This window comes from uncultured Sulfitobacter sp., from assembly GCF_947499945.1.
Lineage (GTDB): Bacteria > Pseudomonadota > Alphaproteobacteria > Rhodobacterales > Rhodobacteraceae > Sulfitobacter.
This window is the reverse complement of sequence record NZ_CANMQD010000001.1, coordinates 769,410-786,025: the sequence shown is the minus strand read 5'-3', so window position 1 is coordinate 786,025 and position 16,616 is coordinate 769,410. Positions and strand designations below refer to the sequence as shown.

Sequence of the window (16,616 nt, the reverse complement as noted above, 5' to 3'; positions counted from 1 at the left end):
AGAGGCGGCCCCGAGAAAGGGGCCGCCGACACTGAAGCCTAAGTTGGCTTAGTTTTTCAAGTTCGTCCAGATTTGGTCATAGACGGCTTGAGTTTCTTGATCGCAAACCTCGATAAACGCACCCTTACCAGCAGTTGCTGGCGGGTTCGCCTCTGGAGCTGTCGCCAGGTCTGGGTCAAGGAATTCAGTCGCACCAGAAACGCCTAAGCCATAACGGGCGTAGTTAGATACCGCTGCGATATTTTCTGGCTCAAGCAAGAAGTCCATGAAGATGAGAGCGTTGGCGCGGTTTGGCGCGTCTTTTAAAAGAACAACGTTGTCCATCCACACGACGTAACCTTGCGTCGGGAAGGCGTATTTGATGGTGTCGCGTTCTGCGCGGGCCTTGGCGGCAAAACCGTCATAGGTCATGCCAACGGTGACATCCCCGGACACCAACACTTCGCGAGACGTGTCAGAGTTGAAAGACGCCCAATGTGTCTGGGCCTCTTGAAGCATATCGTTGAGGGCTTGGAGCTGGCCCCGGTCCGATGAACACTGTGGAATATCCATGTGCAAAGACGCGAGTGCCATCACTTCGCCTTGGCTGTCGAGCATGTTAATCTTGCCAGACAATTCCGCAGGTGGGTTGAACAGCAAGTCGGTTGTGTTGATGTCGCCAGTATATGCGGCGGTATCAACCGCAAAAGCTGTAGATCCCCACTGGTATGGAATTGAATGTGTGCGGCCCGGATCAAAAGAGGGATCAGCCCACTCAGGCGCGATATTGCCTTTGTTCGTCAACTCACCATCTGCGATGGTATCGAGTAAGCCTTCGCCAGCCATGATCGCGACCATATAATCGCCTGGAACGGCGACGTCATAGGTGCCCATGCCGCCCGCCTTAAGTGACGCCAGCATTGCCTCATTGGAATCGTAAGTATCTATCGTGACGTCAATACCGGTTTCAGTCTCAAACTTTTCCAGCAGTTCGGCAGGCATATACTCGAACCAGTGATAAACCACGAGCTCGCCGTCAGCAGCAGCCGCATTTGCCAAAAGCGCCAAGGCCATGGCCGATGTTGTAAGCAGTTTCATATTTTTAGCTCCCTATTGTCATTTCGTATTGTCCCACTTCGATACAAAGTGAGAAATCGTTACCATCACGACTGAGAGGCCAAGAAGCATCGTAGAAATCGCCATGATATTGGGCTTTAGCCCTTGTTTCACCGAGCCAAAAATCGCAGTGGGGAGGGTTTCGATACCCGCCCCTTTTACGAAATTTGTGATGATGAAATCGTCAAGGCTGACGATGAACGCCAGCAGAAATCCAGAGATGATACCGGGCATCATCAAAGGTAAAAGGATACGTCGGAACGCTTTGGCTTTGGTCGCGTAGAGATCCATTGCCGCGTGCTCATATGTATCTTCGATGCCCTGCATCCGCGCCTGAATTGGAAGATAGGCAAATGGGATGCAAAACGCAGTATGCGCCACAAGGATGGTTAAATACCCGCGTGTGAACCCGATAGAGTTAAAGAAAATTAGGGTGGATACTGCGAGCACGATTTCCGGCACCATTATGGGTAACGTTATCAAGCCCAGAGACGGCACACGTAATTTGTATCGTCCACCGCGCACAATAGCCGTCGCGGCGGCGGTGGCGATCGCAGTCGCCAAAGATGCTGCGATGATTGCAATCGAGAAAGAATTGAACGCGGCCTGTTTAAACTTTGCGCTCTCGGGGCCAACGAACACGTCGACATACCAGCGCAGTGACATGCCTTCCCAAACCGTGATCGAGCTTGACGCGTTGAAGGAGTAAACTGTTACCACTGCCAGTGGCGCATAGAGGATCACCAAGCACAAAATCGTCATGAACCGAAAGCCGGTATACGTTTTGACGTCAGTATTCGCGCTCATGATTGGGCCTCCGCACGGCGTTGTTGGCGCGCAAAAATCAGCAGGATTACCACTACCATCGTCAACAATACCATTGAGGCGGCCGCGCCAAATGGCCAGTTGCCCGCGTTCCCTTTGAATTGCTCTTCGATCAGTGATCCGATCATGAAATTCTTCGCTCCGCCCAAAAGATCAGGAGCAAGAAACGCGCCGAGGCTAGGGACAAACACAAGGATACAGCCCGCGATGACACCGGGCTTTACGGCAGGCAATATGATCCGCCGTAAGGCCGTCCATTTGGTGGCGTATAGATCCGCGGCCGCTTCGGACATCGTGAAGTTATAACGCTCAATAGAGGCGTAGATCGGCAGAACCATGAAGGGAAGGTAGCTGTAAAACAGTCCAAGTTGAACGGCGAGGTTAGTGTAAATGATGTGCAAGGGATCGTTGATTAGCCCAATGTTGATGAGGAGTTCATTCAACGGGCCTTCATCGCGCAGCAGAAATTTCATCGAAACTGTGCGGATCAGCAAGTTTACCCAATAGGGGATTGTCACGAGGAACACCCAAAACGCGCGGGAGCCTTCAGGCCGCGTCGCAATAAAGTAAGCGGTTGGAAAGCCGATCAAAAGCGACAAGATCGTGGCTAACCCAGCCTGCCAGATGGAGCGCCAGAAAACGCTAATATACGTCCATTGCAGGGTTGGTTCCGCGTCTCCGAAAAGACCGCGGTCGAAAAAGAACTGGTCATAGGCCGCGAACGAAAACTCCCAGATCACGCCGCCGCGAAATTCTTTGGTCAAGAAAGAATAGATCAACATGACACAGACAGGGGCAAACACAAAAAAGCCGAGCACGAGCCATGACGGTGCAAGCAGCCAATGACGTGCCTTTGCATAGGTGTCTGCTGCGACTGAGCCGCCAGATGCTGCGACGCCCGCCATTAGTCAACCAACAGGCGCGCAGCACCTGTCTCCATGTTGACGAACGCAGGGCTTCCGGGCGCGATTAATCGCTTCGTGCCGCGATCAGAGTTTGAGGTCCTGACCGTGAATTGAGGCCCGTCGTCTAGGTTCACAATCGTTGTAATGTCGGTCCCGATGAAGATATTCTCAACGACCGTGCCTTTAAGGCTTTCGGCCTCAGTTGCCTGTTCGGATAAAATTAGCCGCTCTGGTCGGACGGAAAGATGCACCTTGGCACCCACCCCAACATCGTCCACTGCATTGCAGGTGAGCGTATGGTTTCCGCCAAGTTGGCAATATGCGCGCCCTTCAACAATTTTATCAACTGATACCTCGAGCAGATTTGTATCGCCAATAAAGTCGGCGACGAACATATTGCGCGGATGTTCATAGATCTCTCGTGGCGCGCCAAGTTGCTGCAACTCGCCCGCTGACATGACGGCGATCCTGTCAGACATGGTCAGGGCTTCTTCCTGATCATGGGTGACGAAGATGAATGTAATGCCCGTTTCTCGCTGAATATGTTTGAGTTCGATCTGCATTGCTTTGCGCAGTTTCATATCAAGGGCCGATAGCGGCTCGTCTAAGAGCAAGACCTTGGGAGAAGGGGCCAGCGCACGCGCCAAAGCAACACGTTGCTGTTGTCCGCCAGATAATTGCGCAGGCTTTCGTTGCGCGAATTGGGATAACTGCACCAGCTCAAGCATTTCAGCTGCACGTTTGCGGGCCTCAGGCACCGATTTTCCCAGCATTTCAAGGCCAAATCCGACATTATCCAGCACTGACATGTGCGGAAACAGCGCGTAGTTCTGGAAGACAGTATTCACGGGGCGCTTATGTGGCGGCAACGTTTCGATTTTGTTCCCGAACAACATGATCTCGCCTTTGGTCACATCCTCAAAGCCTGCAATCATCCGCAACAACGTGGTTTTGCCGCAGCCCGAGGGCCCAAGAAGCGTGAAAAATTCATTGTCCTGAATGCTCAGCGAGATTTTCTTCAATGCTGTGAATTCGCCGTAACGCTTTACTGCGCTACGAACATCGACGGCGATTTCAACGTGATCAAGCATCGGCGGCTCCCCTGAACTGCGAAGACCCAGCGCTAGCAACTCACGTCTCTACCTTCAGAGAGAATGAATTGATGATCACTGACTTCTTTTATCTGTGGTAACCCTAGGGCGGCTGTCGATTTTCAAAAACTCGTATTTGGCGAAGGGCGACTTAGGAAAAACCTTTGGTCCGCGGTAAAATCTTAGCCCCTCCCTAATCAAGGCTAATGAAGACTGTTCTTTTCACGCGCAGCCAAAACCGCGACCTTGTTCGCATGCAGGCAGTAATCACTGTCCTTTGCGCCGCTTTGGAGGGCCCCCGTATGTCAGTTGAAAAGATAGACACACTTGTCGTGGGGGCGGGCCAAGCTGGCATCGCTCTATGCGAACATTTAGGCAAGCAGGGGGTGCCATATCTGGTGCTGGAAAAAAACCGGATCGCCGAAGCGTGGCGGACATCGCGCTGGGATGCTTTGGTCACCAATGGCCCCGTTTGGCACGACCGCTTTCCCAATCTGGAGTTTAAGGGCAACGCGCCAGACGAGTTTGTCAGTAAAGATCGGGTAGCAGACTACATTGCAGAATACGCGGAAATGGTAAATGCCCCCGTACGTACAGGGGTCGAGGTGTTGTCGGCAGAGCCTCTCGAAAATCGGGCGGGCTTTCGTGTTGAAACATCGGATGGCATGATGGAAGCCACACGGATCGTCGCCGCGACTGGCGCATTTCAGCACCCTGTCATCCCGCCAATTGTGCTGCAGGATGCGAACGTCGTGCAAATGCATTCCGCCCAATATCGTAATCCCGATCAACTTGCCGAGGGTGCCATTATGGTTGTCGGCGCCGGATCGTCGGGCGCCCAGATTGCCGATGAATTGAACCGTGCTGGGCGCAGGGTATTATTGTCCGTTGGCCCGCACGACCGTCCACCACGCAGGTATCGCGGTCGCGATTTTGTTTGGTGGCTTGGCGTTCTGGGGTTGTGGGATTTGGTCGCACAAAAGCCGGGCACTGAACATGTCACGATTTCGGTGAGTGGCGCTTACGGCGGCCGCACAATGGATTTCCGGCGTCTTGCCAACGACGGCGTTATCCTGCTTGGACGCACAGAAAAGTTTTCGGATGGCCGCCTGAGCTTTGCCGATGACTTGTGTGAAAACGTCGCGGCTGGTGATGCGAACTACATGGAAATGCTTGATGCAGCCGACGCGTATGCCACGGCGATGGGTCTAGATTTACCGCTGGAACCTGAGGCGCGTCAAGTTTGGCCAGACCCTGCTTGCATGACCGATCCTATCCACAACTTGGACTTTGCCGACGCGGGTATCTCGACGATCATTTGGGCGACGGGTTTCAAGCAGGACTTTAGCTGGCTCAAGGCCGATGCATTTGACGAGAAAGGCGCACCGATCCACCAGCGCGGTGTCTCAAAAGTGCCTGGCATTTATTTTCTTGGATTGCCGTGGCAATCGCGCCGTGGCTCGACGTTCTTATGGGGCGTTTGGCATGATGCCAAATTCGTGGCCGATCAGATTGCTATCCAGCGTGCATATGCTGACTATCAAGGCGAGGCGGCCATTGTGAAGGCTGCTGCTGAATAAATTCCTCAGTTACTTAGAAGGACATCCCATGGCGCATATACGCATCCGCAAGTTCAACACCTCAGACACTTATCCCGAACAACGCCTAGATAACGATCTTTGCCAAGCTGTTGTCACGCAGGGTGGTAAAACCGTTTGGCTGCGCGGGCAATGTCCGCAAAACCTCGACGATTTCGAAAACATCGTCAGCCATGATCCAGTCGAGCAGACGCATAAGGTGATGCAAAACATTCGCCAACTGATCGAGGAAGCGGGTGGCACAATGGAGCACCTCGTCAAAGTTGTAGTCTACATCACGGACGTGCGTCACCGTGAAGCGGTTTACCGCACGATGGGCGAATACATCAAAGACGTGCATCCTGTTTCAACGGGCTTGGTGGTGCAAGCGCTGGCACGACCGGAATGGTTGGTCGAGATTGACGGCACGGCGGTGATCCCAGAATGACATATTCATTGGTCGCCCGGTGCGCTGATACGGGCATGTTTGGTCTTGCGATATCGTCGTCGTCCCCTGCCGTTGCGGCGCGTTGCGCTTATGCGCGTGCAGGTGTCGGTGCTGTTGCGTCTCAAAACGTGACTGACCCCACGCTTGGCCCGCTTGCGCTCGATTTGATGCAAAGCGGAATGGGCGCGGCTGACGCGATTGAGCGTGTTCGCGAACAAGGAAAGTTCATCGAATACCGTCAGGTTTTGGCGGTCGATAAACATGGAGCCACCGCGATCCACTCTGGCCCGAATTCACTCGGGATTTGGACACAGGCGCAAGGCAAAGACGTTGCATCAGGCGGCAACATATTGGCGAATGACGGCGTGCCGCAAGCTGTTGTTGACGGCTTTCTTGCGAGCTCCGGCCACCTTGGCGACCGCTTAATTGCTGCAATGCGGGCAGGTTTGGCTGCAGGTGGCGAGGCGGGTCCGCTGCATTCTGCGGGTATGCTTTTGGTCGACAAGGTCGCATGGCCCGTTGCAGATCTACGTTGCGATTGGACTGAGGACTGCCCGATTTCCGCAATTTCCAACCTGTGGGACATCTACAAGCCGCAGCTGGACGCCTATGTGCAGCGCGCAATCGACCCACGAGAGGCACCATCTTACGGCGTGCCGGGCGACGAATAATCAAGGAATATCGAAATGCTGGATTATACCAAAGCCGACTGGACCAAGCGGGCCTCTGGCCTCACATTGCGCCACCAAGCCTTCATCAACGGAAAATTTGTTGATGCCGCCTCGGGTGACACGTTCCAGTCGATCAATCCAGCGACGGACGCCGTTTTGGCTGACGTTGCCGCATGTGATGTAGAGGATGTGAATCGCGCGGTATCGTCGGCCCGCGCCGCATTTGAGGCCGGTATTTGGTCGCGCACAGACCCTGCACACCGCAAAGCGGTGCTCTTAAAACTGGCCGATCTGATCCGTGAAAACCTAGAAGAGTTCGCGCTGCTTGATAGCCTCGATATGGGTAAACTGGTCACCGACGCCGCGACAATTGATGCGCCTGGGTCAGCGCATTTCTTTCAGTGGTATGCCGAAGCTATCGATAAAATATATGACGAGGTTGCGCCAACTGCCCCTGGAAATTTGGCTATCGTTGCCCGTATTCCGTTGGGAGTTGTTGGCGCAGTGACACCTTGGAACTTCCCGCTCGATATGGCGACTTGGAAAGCGGCCGCTGCTTTGGCTGCGGGTAATTCGGTTGTCCTGAAGCCGGCTGAACAGTCTCCGCTTTCTGCTTTGCGGCTTGCTGAACTGGCTGTCGAAGCGGGCCTGCCTGACGGCGTCCTCAACGTTGTGCCTGGTTTTGGCCACACTGCGGGTCAGGCTTTAGGGCTTCACATGGATGTGGACTGCCTTGCCTTCACCGGATCGACCACGATCGGCAAGAAATTCATGGAATATTCAGGGCAGTCGAACCTGAAACAAATCTGGCCTGAAACAGGCGGCAAAAGTCCGAACCTTATATTTGCGGATTGTGAAAATCTTGATGCGGCGGCGGATATGGCAGCCTTCGGAATCTTCTTTAATCAGGGCGAGGTTTGCTCCGCCAATTCGCGGCTTTATGTCGAACGGTCTATCAAGGATGAGTTTGTTGAAAAACTGATCGCACGGGCAAAAGATTTACAGCCGGGTGACCCGCTTGATCCGGCCTCGAAAATGGGGGCGATTGTCGACCGCAAGCAGACCGAAGGCGTCATGCGGTTTGTCGAGGCTGGCAAGAAGACCGCGAACCTTGTGGTGGGTGGTGAGCAGGTTCAGGTCGACGGTAAAGGCTGTTTTGTGCAACCGACAATCTTCGATGATGTGAGCCACGACGATGCTCTTGCTCGCGACGAGATTTTTGGCCCTGTGCTATCCGTTATCCCGTTCGATACCGAAGCCGATGCCGTGCGCATGGCCAATGACAGCATTTACGGGCTGGCCGCGTCTGTCTGGACAGATAATTTAAGCCGTGCACTGCGCGTTTCTGACAGGTTGATGGCGGGAACTGTATCCGTAAACACTGTTGACGCGTTAAGTGCGATAACGCCGTTCGGGGGCATGAAGCAATCTGGATTTGGACGCGACTTGTCGTTGCATAGCTTCGATAAATACACAGCACTCAAAACCACATGGATTAAGTATGCGACCTGAAAACAGCGCTTGATACTTTTGTGTGGCGTTGCATAACAGATGTATGGCTTTGCGATTTACCCTTCGGCAACTGGAATACTTCGTCTCTGTTGGTGAGCACGGCTCGATTGCGCAAGCAAGTGCGCAAGTCAACGTTTCGTCGCCCTCAATTTCAGCCGCGATTTCCCAGCTGGAAGACGAGTTTGGTCTGCCGTTGTTCGTTCGAAAACACGCCCATGGATTAAGCCTGACACAACCTGGTCGGCAATTTATGGAGCAAGCCCGAAAGGTCTTGGCAGAGGCCGATAGCTTAAATCGTCTTGCCGGTGCGATATCTGGCGTAGTGCAGGGTCCGCTGAGCGTCGGGTGCCTTTTGACATTCGCACAGGTTCTCTTGCCTGCAATCCGCCGCGGGTTTCAGCAAACGCATCCAGATGTTCGCATGTCGCAGATTGAGTGTGACCAACGGACTCTCATCGAAAAACTGCGACGCGCAGATATTGACGTGGCTCTCTCTTACGATCTTGAGGTGCCGCCAGATTTGGAGTTCATTCCTCTGCGGTCCTTGCCGCTTTATGCGGTGGTTGCCGCTGATCACCCCCTTGCGGACCGCAAGACGGTTTCGGCCGAAATTCTAGCGGACTATCCGATGGTGCTGCTCGACCTCCCAATAAGCCGCACCTATTTTATGAGCATTTTTGAACGCGCTGGCGTTGTCCCCAACATTGTTGAGCGGACGCGCGATATGGCTGTCATGAGGTCACTGGTCGCGAATGGATTCGGCTTTTCCGTTGCCAATATTCGTCCGCATTCGGATCTGTCTCCGGATGGGCGCGTATTGCGGTTTATTCCTCTCGAAGGCACCCATCGCCCGATGCGATTGGGCTTTATCGTGCCCGAAGGTGCCCGCAGCATTCTATCGGTAAACGCGTTTATCGATCATACGACGCAGACAGTTTCTAACTGGGGTTTTCCGGGGCTGCCGATCACCGACGTGGCTTAACTCTAGCCTAAGCTGGGGTTTCGCAACCGCGACTTTAGCCTAACCCATTATTCTGTCACCACTGGTTCAACACCCTTTCCCTTGCAGGAGTATTCCCCGTGCGTGACCCTCGCTACGACATTCTTTTTGAACCCATGCAGATCGGGCCGGTCACGGCCAAGAACAGGTTTTATCAGGTTCCACACTGCAATGGCGGCGGATACCGTGATCCATCTGCGGCCGCAGCCATGCGCGGGTCGAAGGCAGAGGGCGGCTGGGGCGTTATTTTTACCGAGCAGTGCGAGATGCATCACACCTCTGAAATCACGCCTTTTATTGAGCTACGCCTTTGGGAAGATAAAGACATCCCCATGCTGCACAAAATGTCTGACAAGATGAAAGAGCACGGTGCGTTGGCGGGCATTCAGCTGGCCTATTCAGGTGTGAATGGTCCGAACCTTTATACCAAAGAGGTGCCGATGGCTGTCTCCGCACAGCCTATTCGCACGTTTACCAATGATCCGGTTCAGGCCCGCGCCTTGGACAAAACCGATATCAAAGACTTACGGCGTTGGTTTGTGAATGCGGCGAAGCGATCCCAAGAAGCTGGTTTTGATCTGATCTGTCTCTACGGGGCGCATGGGTTCGGGATTTTCCAACATTTTCTGAGCCGTGCAACGAACCACCGCACGGACGAATATGGCGGCAGTTTGGAAAACCGTGCGCGGTTTGTGAATGAAGTCATTGCGGACATGCGCGATGCTGTGGGTGATACCATGGGCATCACATTACGTGTTTCATTGGATGAATCTATCGGAGAACTTGGCTTCTCGAATGCCGAGGTTCGTGAGTTTGTGGAAATGAACCGCAACTTGCCTGACCTATGGGATTTGGCGCAAGGGACGTGGGAAGATTGCTCTGGCCCGTCTCGTTTCAAAGAGGAGGCGGCGCAACATGATTTGGTCAAAGGTATCCACGAGCTAACCGACAAACCAATCGTTGGCGTTGGGCGCTTTACTAGCCCCGATGTCATGGTCAAGATGATAAAATCTGGCACGCTGGATTTCATCGGCTGCGCACGCCCGTCGATTGCCGATCCGTTCTTGCCTAAAAAGATCGAAGAAGGTCGGATCGAAGACATCCGTGAATGCATTGGCTGCAATATTTGTGTCACAGGCGACATGACAATGTCGATCAGCCGCTGCACGCAGAACCCCACCTTTATGGAAGAATGGCGCAAGGGCTGGCATCCCGAACGGATGAACCTCAAAGGCAACAGCTCTAATGTTCTTGTGATTGGCGCGGGTCCTGCTGGGCTTGAGGCGGCACGTGCCGCAGCCGAGCGCGGCTATGACGTGGCATTGGCCGAAGCGGGAACGGTTCTGGGCGGACGCGTGGCCCGCGAACGCCATCTTCCCGGTCTGAGCGCATGGGGGCGCGTGGCAGATTACCGTGAATACCAGTTGAGCCAAAAGGGAAATGTCGAAAGCTACTTTGACAGCGAACTCGACGCGGACAGTATCCTTGAATTCGGGTTTGAGAACATTTGTATCGCGACGGGTGCAAAGTGGCGACGCGACGGTGTTTCGCGCCAACATGTGGTTCCGTTCCCAACTGATAACGCGATGCCGATTTTCACGCCAGATGACTTGATGGGGAATGCAAACCCAACGGGCCATGTCGTGATTTATGACGACGACCATTACTACATGGGCGGAGTCATGGCAGAACTTCTGATCCAAAAGGGCTGTAGCGTCACGCTGATCACACCGGCAGCGTATGTCAGTGAATGGACGCTCAATACGCTTGAACAGCATGAAATTCATCGTCGCTTGGCCAAAATGGGTGTGACCATCGAACTCAACCGTGGCGTTACAGAGATCGCGAAGGATCATGTTGTGACCAATTGTATGTTCACCGAGATAACGCGACCTCTTGCGTGTGATGCCGTTTTGCTCGTGTCATCACGGATCGAGAACAACACAGTGTATAACGATCTAAAGCTGCGGGAGGCTGAATGGGCGGATGCAGGCATTAAATCTGTAAAGCTGATCGGTGATGCAAATGCACCGGGGCCGATTGCTTGGGCAACCTATGCAGGCCACCGCTATGCACGCGAGCTGGATGGTGAGGACATCGGTGATGAGCTTCCATTCCGGCGCGAAATCACGCAGCTTGCAGTGGATTAACGCAGTAACCAGTCAGGCATTTAAATGACCACTTCAACACGGACTCTGCAACTGTTGGAAAAGCTGATAGCCTTTCCAACAGTCAGCCACGAAAGCAATCTTGACCTCATCGATTGGGTGCAGGGCCTGTTGCAAGATGCAGGCTTTAAAGTGACGCGCATCTGGTCGCCTGACCGAAACAAGGCCGGCTTGTTCGCAACGATTGGACCCGATGTCGAAGGCGGCGTTTGTTTGTCCGCCCACACAGATGTGGTGCCAGTTGACGGGCAGGTTTGGACGCGACCACCGTTTTTGCTAACCGACGAGGGGGACCGTATCTTTGGTCGCGGAACCACTGATATGAAGGGTTTTCTTGCCTCTGCTTTAGCGCTGGCAGAGAGAGTAGGGAAAACGCCCCTTTCAGCTCCGCTCAGCCTGTCGATTTCTTATGACGAGGAAATTGGCTGCGTCGGGATACGGCAAATGATGCCTGAACTGCGCCAGTTGATTGGTAAGCCACGCATCGTGATCGTTGGAGAACCAACATCGATGAAGGTTGCAACAGGGCACAAAGGCAAGACAGCCCTCAAGGTGACTTGCCACGGCCAAGCAGGCCACAGCGCTCTCGCGCCCCAGTTCGTGAATGCCATTCACGTCGCCGCCGATTTCGTGCATCAAACCCGCAAACTTCAAGCCCGACTGGCTTCTGGCCCTCATGATGACGCATACAGCATTCCGTATTCGACAGTGCATATCGGTGAAATCCACGGTGGACGTGCTTTAAATATCGTTCCTGAGACTGCCGTGTTGCACATGGAGTTTCGCCACCTTGTCGAAACACCAGCACAGAATATCCAGCGCGACATCGAGGACGTCGCCAAAAATGTGAGCGCTGCTCATCAATCTGCACCACCCGTCACAGTTGAGGTAATCAATGCCTATCCCGGTCTGAACAGCGATCCATCAGATACATCTGTTGCGTGGGCTCACACGATGGCTGGCAATCTTGGCATAACCAAGGTGCCCTTCGGAACCGAGGCGGGATTTTTTGCAGAGCTTGGCCTCAAAACCGTCGTGATCGGACCCGGGGAGATGGCGTCTGACGGGCACAAGCCGGACGAAGGTTTAACCAAAAGTGATCTTTTTGCCTGTGACGCGATGATGGAGAATATCTCGAACGCGCTCAGGTCAGCGTCCTGAAGCATACAAGATCGCGGGGTCCTCAACACTTTCTACAAGAACGATCTTGGGTATGGCCGAAATCTCTCTGCGACCTTAGCGTGGCCATTGTTAAGTCCGTTTGTAGGTTCCCTTAACCGGGCATTTGCTGCGACACAGAAACTCGGCAAAGTGGGCTCAGAGCCGCCATGCGCTGCATTTGCACCGACCGCCCCAAAAACGACCGTTTTTGAATGGTTCGTTAAGCCTGCCAATTGTGGCCTGATAGTCCACTCAAGCAATATCGAGCGGCGGCAATGATTTCACCACATCATCAACCGCCTTCATTTGCGCCAGAAACGGCTCCAGCTTATCGAGCGGCAGTGCGCTTGGCCCGTCACAAAGCGCCTTGTCGGGATCGGGGTGGGCCTCAAGGAACAGTCCAGCAAGACCTACGCCCAAACCTGCACGGCCCAGCTCTGCCACTTGGGCACGGCGTCCACCTGAGGCGGCGCCCCCCGGATCGCGCATTTGCAGGGCATGTGTCACGTCAAAAATGATCGGCGCGTCGCCTGACACATCGCGCATGGTGCGAATGCCCAGCATATCGACCACCAGATTGTCATAGCCAAAGCACGCGCCGCGCTCACACAGCATGATCTGGTCGTTGCCACATTCGCGCAGCTTCTCTACGATGTTCTGCATCTGCGGTGGGCTGATAAACTGGGGCTTTTTTACATTGATCACGGCTCCAGTTGCGGCCACGGCAGCAATCAGATCGGTCTGACGCGCCAGAAAGGCAGGCACTTGCAGTATGTCACAGACCTCGGCCACGGGCGCGCATTGCGCCTCCGTGTGGATGTCGGTGATGACGGGCACGCCGAATGTCGCCTTGATCTCCTGAAAGATCTTTAGCCCTTCCTCCATGCCCGGTCCACGGTAGCTTTGAATGGAAGAGCGGTTTGCTTTGTCAAAGGACGCCTTGAAGACGTAAGGGATGCCCAGTTTGGATGTGACTTCGACATAATGCTCGGCCACTTGCATGGCCAAATCGCGGCTTTCCAGCACATTCATGCCGCCAATTAGCGTGAAGGGCAGGTCGTTGCCGAGCGTTAGGTTTGCTACATTAATATTGGTCATTATGAGTGTCCTTTGTTATCTAAGCGGCGGCGTCTGCCAAAGCCACACTTTCATACCGCCATGGGCAATTGCGGGACCTTGGGGTTTCCACGGGAGTTTGGTCGCTTTTGCCAATGCAGGCTCGGAAGTGACAAGGGCCACGCGCCAGCCTTTAAACCGTGTCAGCAGGGTTTGCCCCAGCGTACCATACAGCGGGTAGAGCAGATTTTTATTGCCGATGCGTGCGCCATAAGGCGGGTTCACGATCACAAGGCCTTTTGGTCCTTCAGGGGGCATAAGCTCCCCTGCGGCGTGGTTGACGAATTGGGTCATGACGCCAACGCCTGCACGATCGGCGTTTGCTTTTGCCATGCGGATCGCACCCGCATCGCGGTCGGAGCCATAGTAGCGGAAATCAGGCGTTCTTGTTTCGACTTCCTTCATCGCTTCAAAGGTTGCGCCGTCATAATTGGCGAGGTCTTGAAAAGCAAAGCTGCGCGAGCGTCCGGCCAGAAATCCTGCTGCAACCTCTGCGGCTTCAATGACAAACGTGCCAGAGCCACACATGGGGTCAACAACAGGTTCGGACCCTGTGTAGCCCGCTTTGCGCAGCATCAGATAGGCCAGCGTTTCGCGCATAGGTGCTTTGCCGACAGCTTCTTTATGGCCGCGCTTGTGCAGGCTTTCGCCTGAAGTATCGAGGCTGAACAGGACGTTGTTGTCGTCGATGCGTACCTTGAGGACCAGCGTCGCCTCGGGATCAAGCGTCAGGCCATGAGTGTCTTTCAACGCTGTTTCAATCCGTTGTGTCGCGGCGCCCGCATGGTAGATTTTCGACGCTTTAGTTGCGACCTGAACCCTTAAGGGCACATCATGGCGCAGCAGATCACCAAATGGAAATTTACGCGAGCGTTTGTCGAGTTGCGCCAGATGGAAGGCGAGAAAGCCGCCAATCCTCGCCAGCACACGTGTCGCGCCACGCAAGGTGAGGTTGGCCCGCCAAACATCGTGCCAGTTGCCCTGAAATGTCACACCGCCCGGCACGGCAACAGCGCCGGTGAAACCACGCTCCAGCGCTTCTTCGCACAGGACTGTTTCCAATCCTGGAACGGTGACAAGAAATATCTCGAAAGGTTGGGATTCACTCATAATCCTTGGTCTAGTGGCTGTGTGCCGCCGCTGCACGTGGTTTTTACGCTGTCTGTCAAAATATGGCCGTGTTTTGCGGTTAATCCATGTTCATGACATTTGCAGAGACATACCGCGAAGAGCGGCTCATCAATCGTCGCTCACGTGCGCGCAAGGCCCGCATTGCGGGGCGTATTATAGGCTTTGGCCTTATGGCTTGTTTGGTGGTTGCCCTGCGCACCGATCCGCAGTTGCGCAGTCTGGTAGAGAATGCCGCGTTCTGGGTGATTGGTGCAACAGACCCGCGCACGCAAGGCGAGGCAGCTCCCCAAACAGATGCTATTGACGCACTGGGGTATGCCGAGGGTAGCGAAGAAGCTAAAATTTTGAAACAGATGGGCATTAGAGATACAGCGGCATCCGCTGGCCCGGCCCAATCGGCACCCGTCACAAGCCAGATGCCGCAAAGCAGGGTCAAAATTAATAGGCCCATCTCGGATTAGGCGAGGCCGCCTTTGTAGCGCCTCAGATTACCTAAATTCTCGGAAACAATCACATACATTGTCTCTCAATGCTCACCAATCAGGCCTAATTGCGGCGGTTGTTTCCAAAATTAAGCTAGATTGTTTCCAAAATTAAACGCAATGGCCCGTCATGGTGAATGGTATATTCATTATGCCGGATTGGGATCATGGCCACGGTTGGCTACTATTCAATGACAAACGGGCAGGGCATAGCAAGTCAGGTCAACGAGATTACGAACAACGGCGATATTGCCGTTAACGTAACTGTGCCCAATACGGCCCAGCTTGCGTCACTCGATTCATTGTATGTAGTAAACCCCAGCAATGGCAGCTTTGGTGCTGAATATATGGCCAACCTGCCCGATATTGCTGCGGCTGTGAATGGCGGCATGAACCTCATCATCTTTGACCGCTATGTGACAAACGCGCAAACCATTCTGCCGGGAGGCGGTGGCATTACATCGCTGCGAAATTTTTGCAAGTGCAACAGATGTGAACGTGGCCGCAGGTGCGCCGACGGCGTTCACCAACGGACCGAACGGGGTGATTGACGATTCAACTTTTGATGGCGGCAATTATTCCAATCACGGCTTCGTTGAGCTTAGCTCACTTCCTCCGGGGGCCACGCCGCTTTTGACGACATCGGACCCGACGCATATTGTGGCGTTCACCTATCCGGTGGGTGCGGGCAATGTGTTCTATTCCACCATGCCGATCGACTATTATACTGGTGTGAACAATCCGGCGATCACGCCTTCAGATATCTTTACGCTGTTCGGGAATGTTGAGGAAATACTTTGCTTTACGCGTGGTGCGCTCATTGAAACGGTGCGGGGTGCTTAACCTGTTGAGACACTGCGCATCGGGGATGAGGTCCTTGTGGCCAGCGGCGGGAGCAAGCGTATTCGATGGATTAGCTCAACCAGGTTGAAAGGTGCCGCCTTATGCCGCCAGCCCAAACACCGTCCCGTGCGGATCACGGCGGGTGCCTTGGGCGACGGTCTTCCGCTGCGTGATCTGATGGTGAGCCGCCAACACCGCATACTGGTTCGTTCCAAAGTGGCCGAGCGGATGTTCGGCACCTGCGATGCGTTGATCGCAGCGATCAAGCTGACCGCGCTGCCCGGTATTTATGTTGATGAGGAGGCCAGTGAGGTCGAGTATTTCCACATACTGTTCGACAGCCATGAGGTCATCTGGGCCGAAGGAACATTAAGCGAGAGCCTGTTCACAGGCCCACAAGCGTTGAAATCTGTACCGCATGAGGCGCGGGCCGAGCTTGAGGCGTTGTTTCCCGAGATGTCCGCACTGAATTATCAGGCCGTCTCAGCAGCCTATATTCCGTCAGGCAAGCTGCAAAAAGAACTGGTAGCGCGGCACCTGAAAAATGCGAAAGCCCTGATAGCGCAGGCACTAGAGCCGTCACTGACCTAG

The 16,616-nt window shown here is 54.1% G+C and carries 17 protein-coding genes; 11 read left to right on the top strand and 6 right to left on the bottom strand.

What is annotated here, in order from left to right; genetic code table 11:
* Window positions 1-48: 48 nt before the first annotated feature.
* The 4 genes from Q0775_RS03720 to Q0775_RS03705 are packed head-to-tail and all read right to left on the bottom strand — an operon-like array spanning window position 49 to window position 3,916.
* On the bottom strand, window positions 49-1,077 hold the full coding sequence (locus tag Q0775_RS03720; RefSeq protein WP_298857989.1) for an extracellular solute-binding protein: 1,029 nt from the start codon (window positions 1,075-1,077) through the stop codon (window positions 49-51).
* 18 nt (window positions 1,078-1,095) lie between these two features.
* Window positions 1,096-1,902, bottom strand: coding sequence for an ABC transporter permease (locus Q0775_RS03715; RefSeq protein ID WP_298857988.1), 807 nt, complete (start codon window positions 1,900-1,902; stop codon window positions 1,096-1,098).
* On the bottom strand, window positions 1,899-2,825 hold the full coding sequence (locus tag Q0775_RS03710) for an ABC transporter permease (protein WP_298857987.1): 927 nt from the start codon (window positions 2,823-2,825) through the stop codon (window positions 1,899-1,901). Before Q0775_RS03710 ends, Q0775_RS03715 begins: the two co-directional genes overlap by 4 nt.
* Entirely contained in the window at window positions 2,825-3,916 is a 1,092-nt protein-coding gene (locus tag Q0775_RS03705; RefSeq protein ID WP_298857986.1) for an ABC transporter ATP-binding protein, read from the bottom strand. Before Q0775_RS03705 ends, Q0775_RS03710 begins: the two co-directional genes overlap by 1 nt.
* 302 nt (window positions 3,917-4,218) lie before the next feature.
* Here Q0775_RS03705 and Q0775_RS03700 point away from each other — a divergent pair, with 302 nt between their 5' ends.
* From Q0775_RS03700 to argE, 7 genes are all read left to right on the top strand, one after another.
* Window positions 4,219-5,496, top strand: a complete 1,278-nt coding sequence (locus Q0775_RS03700; RefSeq protein WP_298859937.1) for an NAD(P)/FAD-dependent oxidoreductase — start codon at window positions 4,219-4,221, stop codon at window positions 5,494-5,496.
* A gap of 28 nt (window positions 5,497-5,524) precedes the next feature.
* A complete protein-coding gene (locus Q0775_RS03695; RefSeq protein WP_298857985.1) occupies window positions 5,525-5,941 on the top strand; it encodes a RidA family protein in 417 nt (138 codons plus the stop codon).
* Entirely contained in the window at window positions 5,938-6,612 is a 675-nt protein-coding gene (locus tag Q0775_RS03690) for a DUF1028 domain-containing protein (protein ID WP_298857984.1), read from the top strand. Before Q0775_RS03695 ends, Q0775_RS03690 begins: the two co-directional genes overlap by 4 nt.
* A gap of 15 nt (window positions 6,613-6,627) precedes the next feature.
* Complete coding sequence (locus tag Q0775_RS03685; protein WP_298857983.1) at window positions 6,628-8,124, top strand: aldehyde dehydrogenase; 1,497 nt, start codon at window positions 6,628-6,630, stop codon at window positions 8,122-8,124.
* A 43-nt stretch (window positions 8,125-8,167) separates the two neighbouring features.
* Window positions 8,168-9,106: a LysR family transcriptional regulator gene (locus Q0775_RS03680; protein ID WP_298857982.1), complete on the top strand. Its 939-nt coding sequence runs from the start codon at window positions 8,168-8,170 to the stop codon at window positions 9,104-9,106.
* A 98-nt stretch (window positions 9,107-9,204) separates the two neighbouring features.
* Entirely contained in the window at window positions 9,205-11,274 is a 2,070-nt protein-coding gene (locus Q0775_RS03675; protein WP_298857981.1) for an FAD-dependent oxidoreductase, read from the top strand.
* A 24-nt stretch (window positions 11,275-11,298) separates the two neighbouring features.
* On the top strand, window positions 11,299-12,453 hold the full coding sequence (gene argE / locus Q0775_RS03670; RefSeq protein ID WP_298857980.1) for an acetylornithine deacetylase: 1,155 nt from the start codon (window positions 11,299-11,301) through the stop codon (window positions 12,451-12,453).
* A gap of 252 nt (window positions 12,454-12,705) precedes the next feature.
* Here the strand turns inward: argE and kdsA are convergent, their stop codons facing one another.
* Window positions 12,706-13,551 (bottom strand): 3-deoxy-8-phosphooctulonate synthase, encoded by an 846-nt coding sequence (gene kdsA / locus Q0775_RS03665; RefSeq protein WP_298857979.1) that lies wholly within the window; start codon window positions 13,549-13,551, stop codon window positions 12,706-12,708.
* A gap of 15 nt (window positions 13,552-13,566) precedes the next feature.
* A complete protein-coding gene (locus tag Q0775_RS03660; RefSeq protein ID WP_298857978.1) occupies window positions 13,567-14,679 on the bottom strand; it encodes a class I SAM-dependent RNA methyltransferase in 1,113 nt (370 codons plus the stop codon).
* A gap of 86 nt (window positions 14,680-14,765) precedes the next feature.
* Between Q0775_RS03660 and Q0775_RS03655 the strand changes: the two genes are divergently transcribed.
* The 4 genes from Q0775_RS03655 (at window position 14,766) to Q0775_RS03640 (ending at window position 16,616) form a co-directional block, all read left to right on the top strand.
* Window positions 14,766-15,161 (top strand): hypothetical protein, encoded by a 396-nt coding sequence (locus tag Q0775_RS03655; RefSeq protein WP_298857977.1) that lies wholly within the window; start codon window positions 14,766-14,768, stop codon window positions 15,159-15,161.
* Window positions 15,162-15,349: 188 nt separating this feature from the next.
* Window positions 15,350-15,733, top strand: coding sequence for a hypothetical protein (locus Q0775_RS03650; protein ID WP_298857976.1), 384 nt, complete (start codon window positions 15,350-15,352; stop codon window positions 15,731-15,733).
* A complete protein-coding gene (locus Q0775_RS03645) occupies window positions 15,726-16,025 on the top strand; it encodes a hypothetical protein (protein WP_298857974.1) in 300 nt (99 codons plus the stop codon). The genes Q0775_RS03650 and Q0775_RS03645 overlap by 8 nt, the downstream gene beginning before the upstream one ends.
* 12 nt (window positions 16,026-16,037) lie before the next feature.
* On the top strand, window positions 16,038-16,616 hold the full coding sequence (locus Q0775_RS03640) for a Hint domain-containing protein (protein ID WP_298859935.1): 579 nt from the start codon (window positions 16,038-16,040) through the stop codon (window positions 16,614-16,616).

Bases quoted from the DNA above. Each gene is read 5' to 3' on its own strand.
- Q0775_RS03715 (WP_298857988.1), bottom strand. From the start codon at position 1,902: ATGAGCGCGAATACTGACGTCAAAACGTATACCGGCTTTCGGTTCATG.
- Q0775_RS03650 (WP_298857976.1), top strand. From the start codon at position 15,350: ATGGCCACGGTTGGCTACTATTCAATGACAAACGGGCAGGGCATAGCA.
- Q0775_RS03660 (WP_298857978.1), bottom strand. From the start codon at position 14,679: ATGAGTGAATCCCAACCTTTCGAGATATTTCTTGTCACCGTTCCAGGA.
- Q0775_RS03685 (WP_298857983.1), top strand. From the start codon at position 6,628: ATGCTGGATTATACCAAAGCCGACTGGACCAAGCGGGCCTCTGGCCTC.
- Q0775_RS03720 (WP_298857989.1), bottom strand. From the start codon at position 1,077: ATGAAACTGCTTACAACATCGGCCATGGCCTTGGCGCTTTTGGCAAAT.
- kdsA (WP_298857979.1), bottom strand. From the start codon at position 13,551: ATGACCAATATTAATGTAGCAAACCTAACGCTCGGCAACGACCTGCCC.
- argE (WP_298857980.1), top strand. From the start codon at position 11,299: ATGACCACTTCAACACGGACTCTGCAACTGTTGGAAAAGCTGATAGCC.
- Q0775_RS03695 (WP_298857985.1), top strand. From the start codon at position 5,525: ATGGCGCATATACGCATCCGCAAGTTCAACACCTCAGACACTTATCCC.
- Q0775_RS03655 (WP_298857977.1), top strand. From the start codon at position 14,766: ATGTTCATGACATTTGCAGAGACATACCGCGAAGAGCGGCTCATCAAT.
- Q0775_RS03700 (WP_298859937.1), top strand. From the start codon at position 4,219: ATGTCAGTTGAAAAGATAGACACACTTGTCGTGGGGGCGGGCCAAGCT.
- Q0775_RS03705 (WP_298857986.1), bottom strand. From the start codon at position 3,916: ATGCTTGATCACGTTGAAATCGCCGTCGATGTTCGTAGCGCAGTAAAG.
- Q0775_RS03690 (WP_298857984.1), top strand. From the start codon at position 5,938: ATGACATATTCATTGGTCGCCCGGTGCGCTGATACGGGCATGTTTGGT.
- Q0775_RS03710 (WP_298857987.1), bottom strand. From the start codon at position 2,825: ATGGCGGGCGTCGCAGCATCTGGCGGCTCAGTCGCAGCAGACACCTAT.
- Q0775_RS03680 (WP_298857982.1), top strand. From the start codon at position 8,168: ATGGCTTTGCGATTTACCCTTCGGCAACTGGAATACTTCGTCTCTGTT.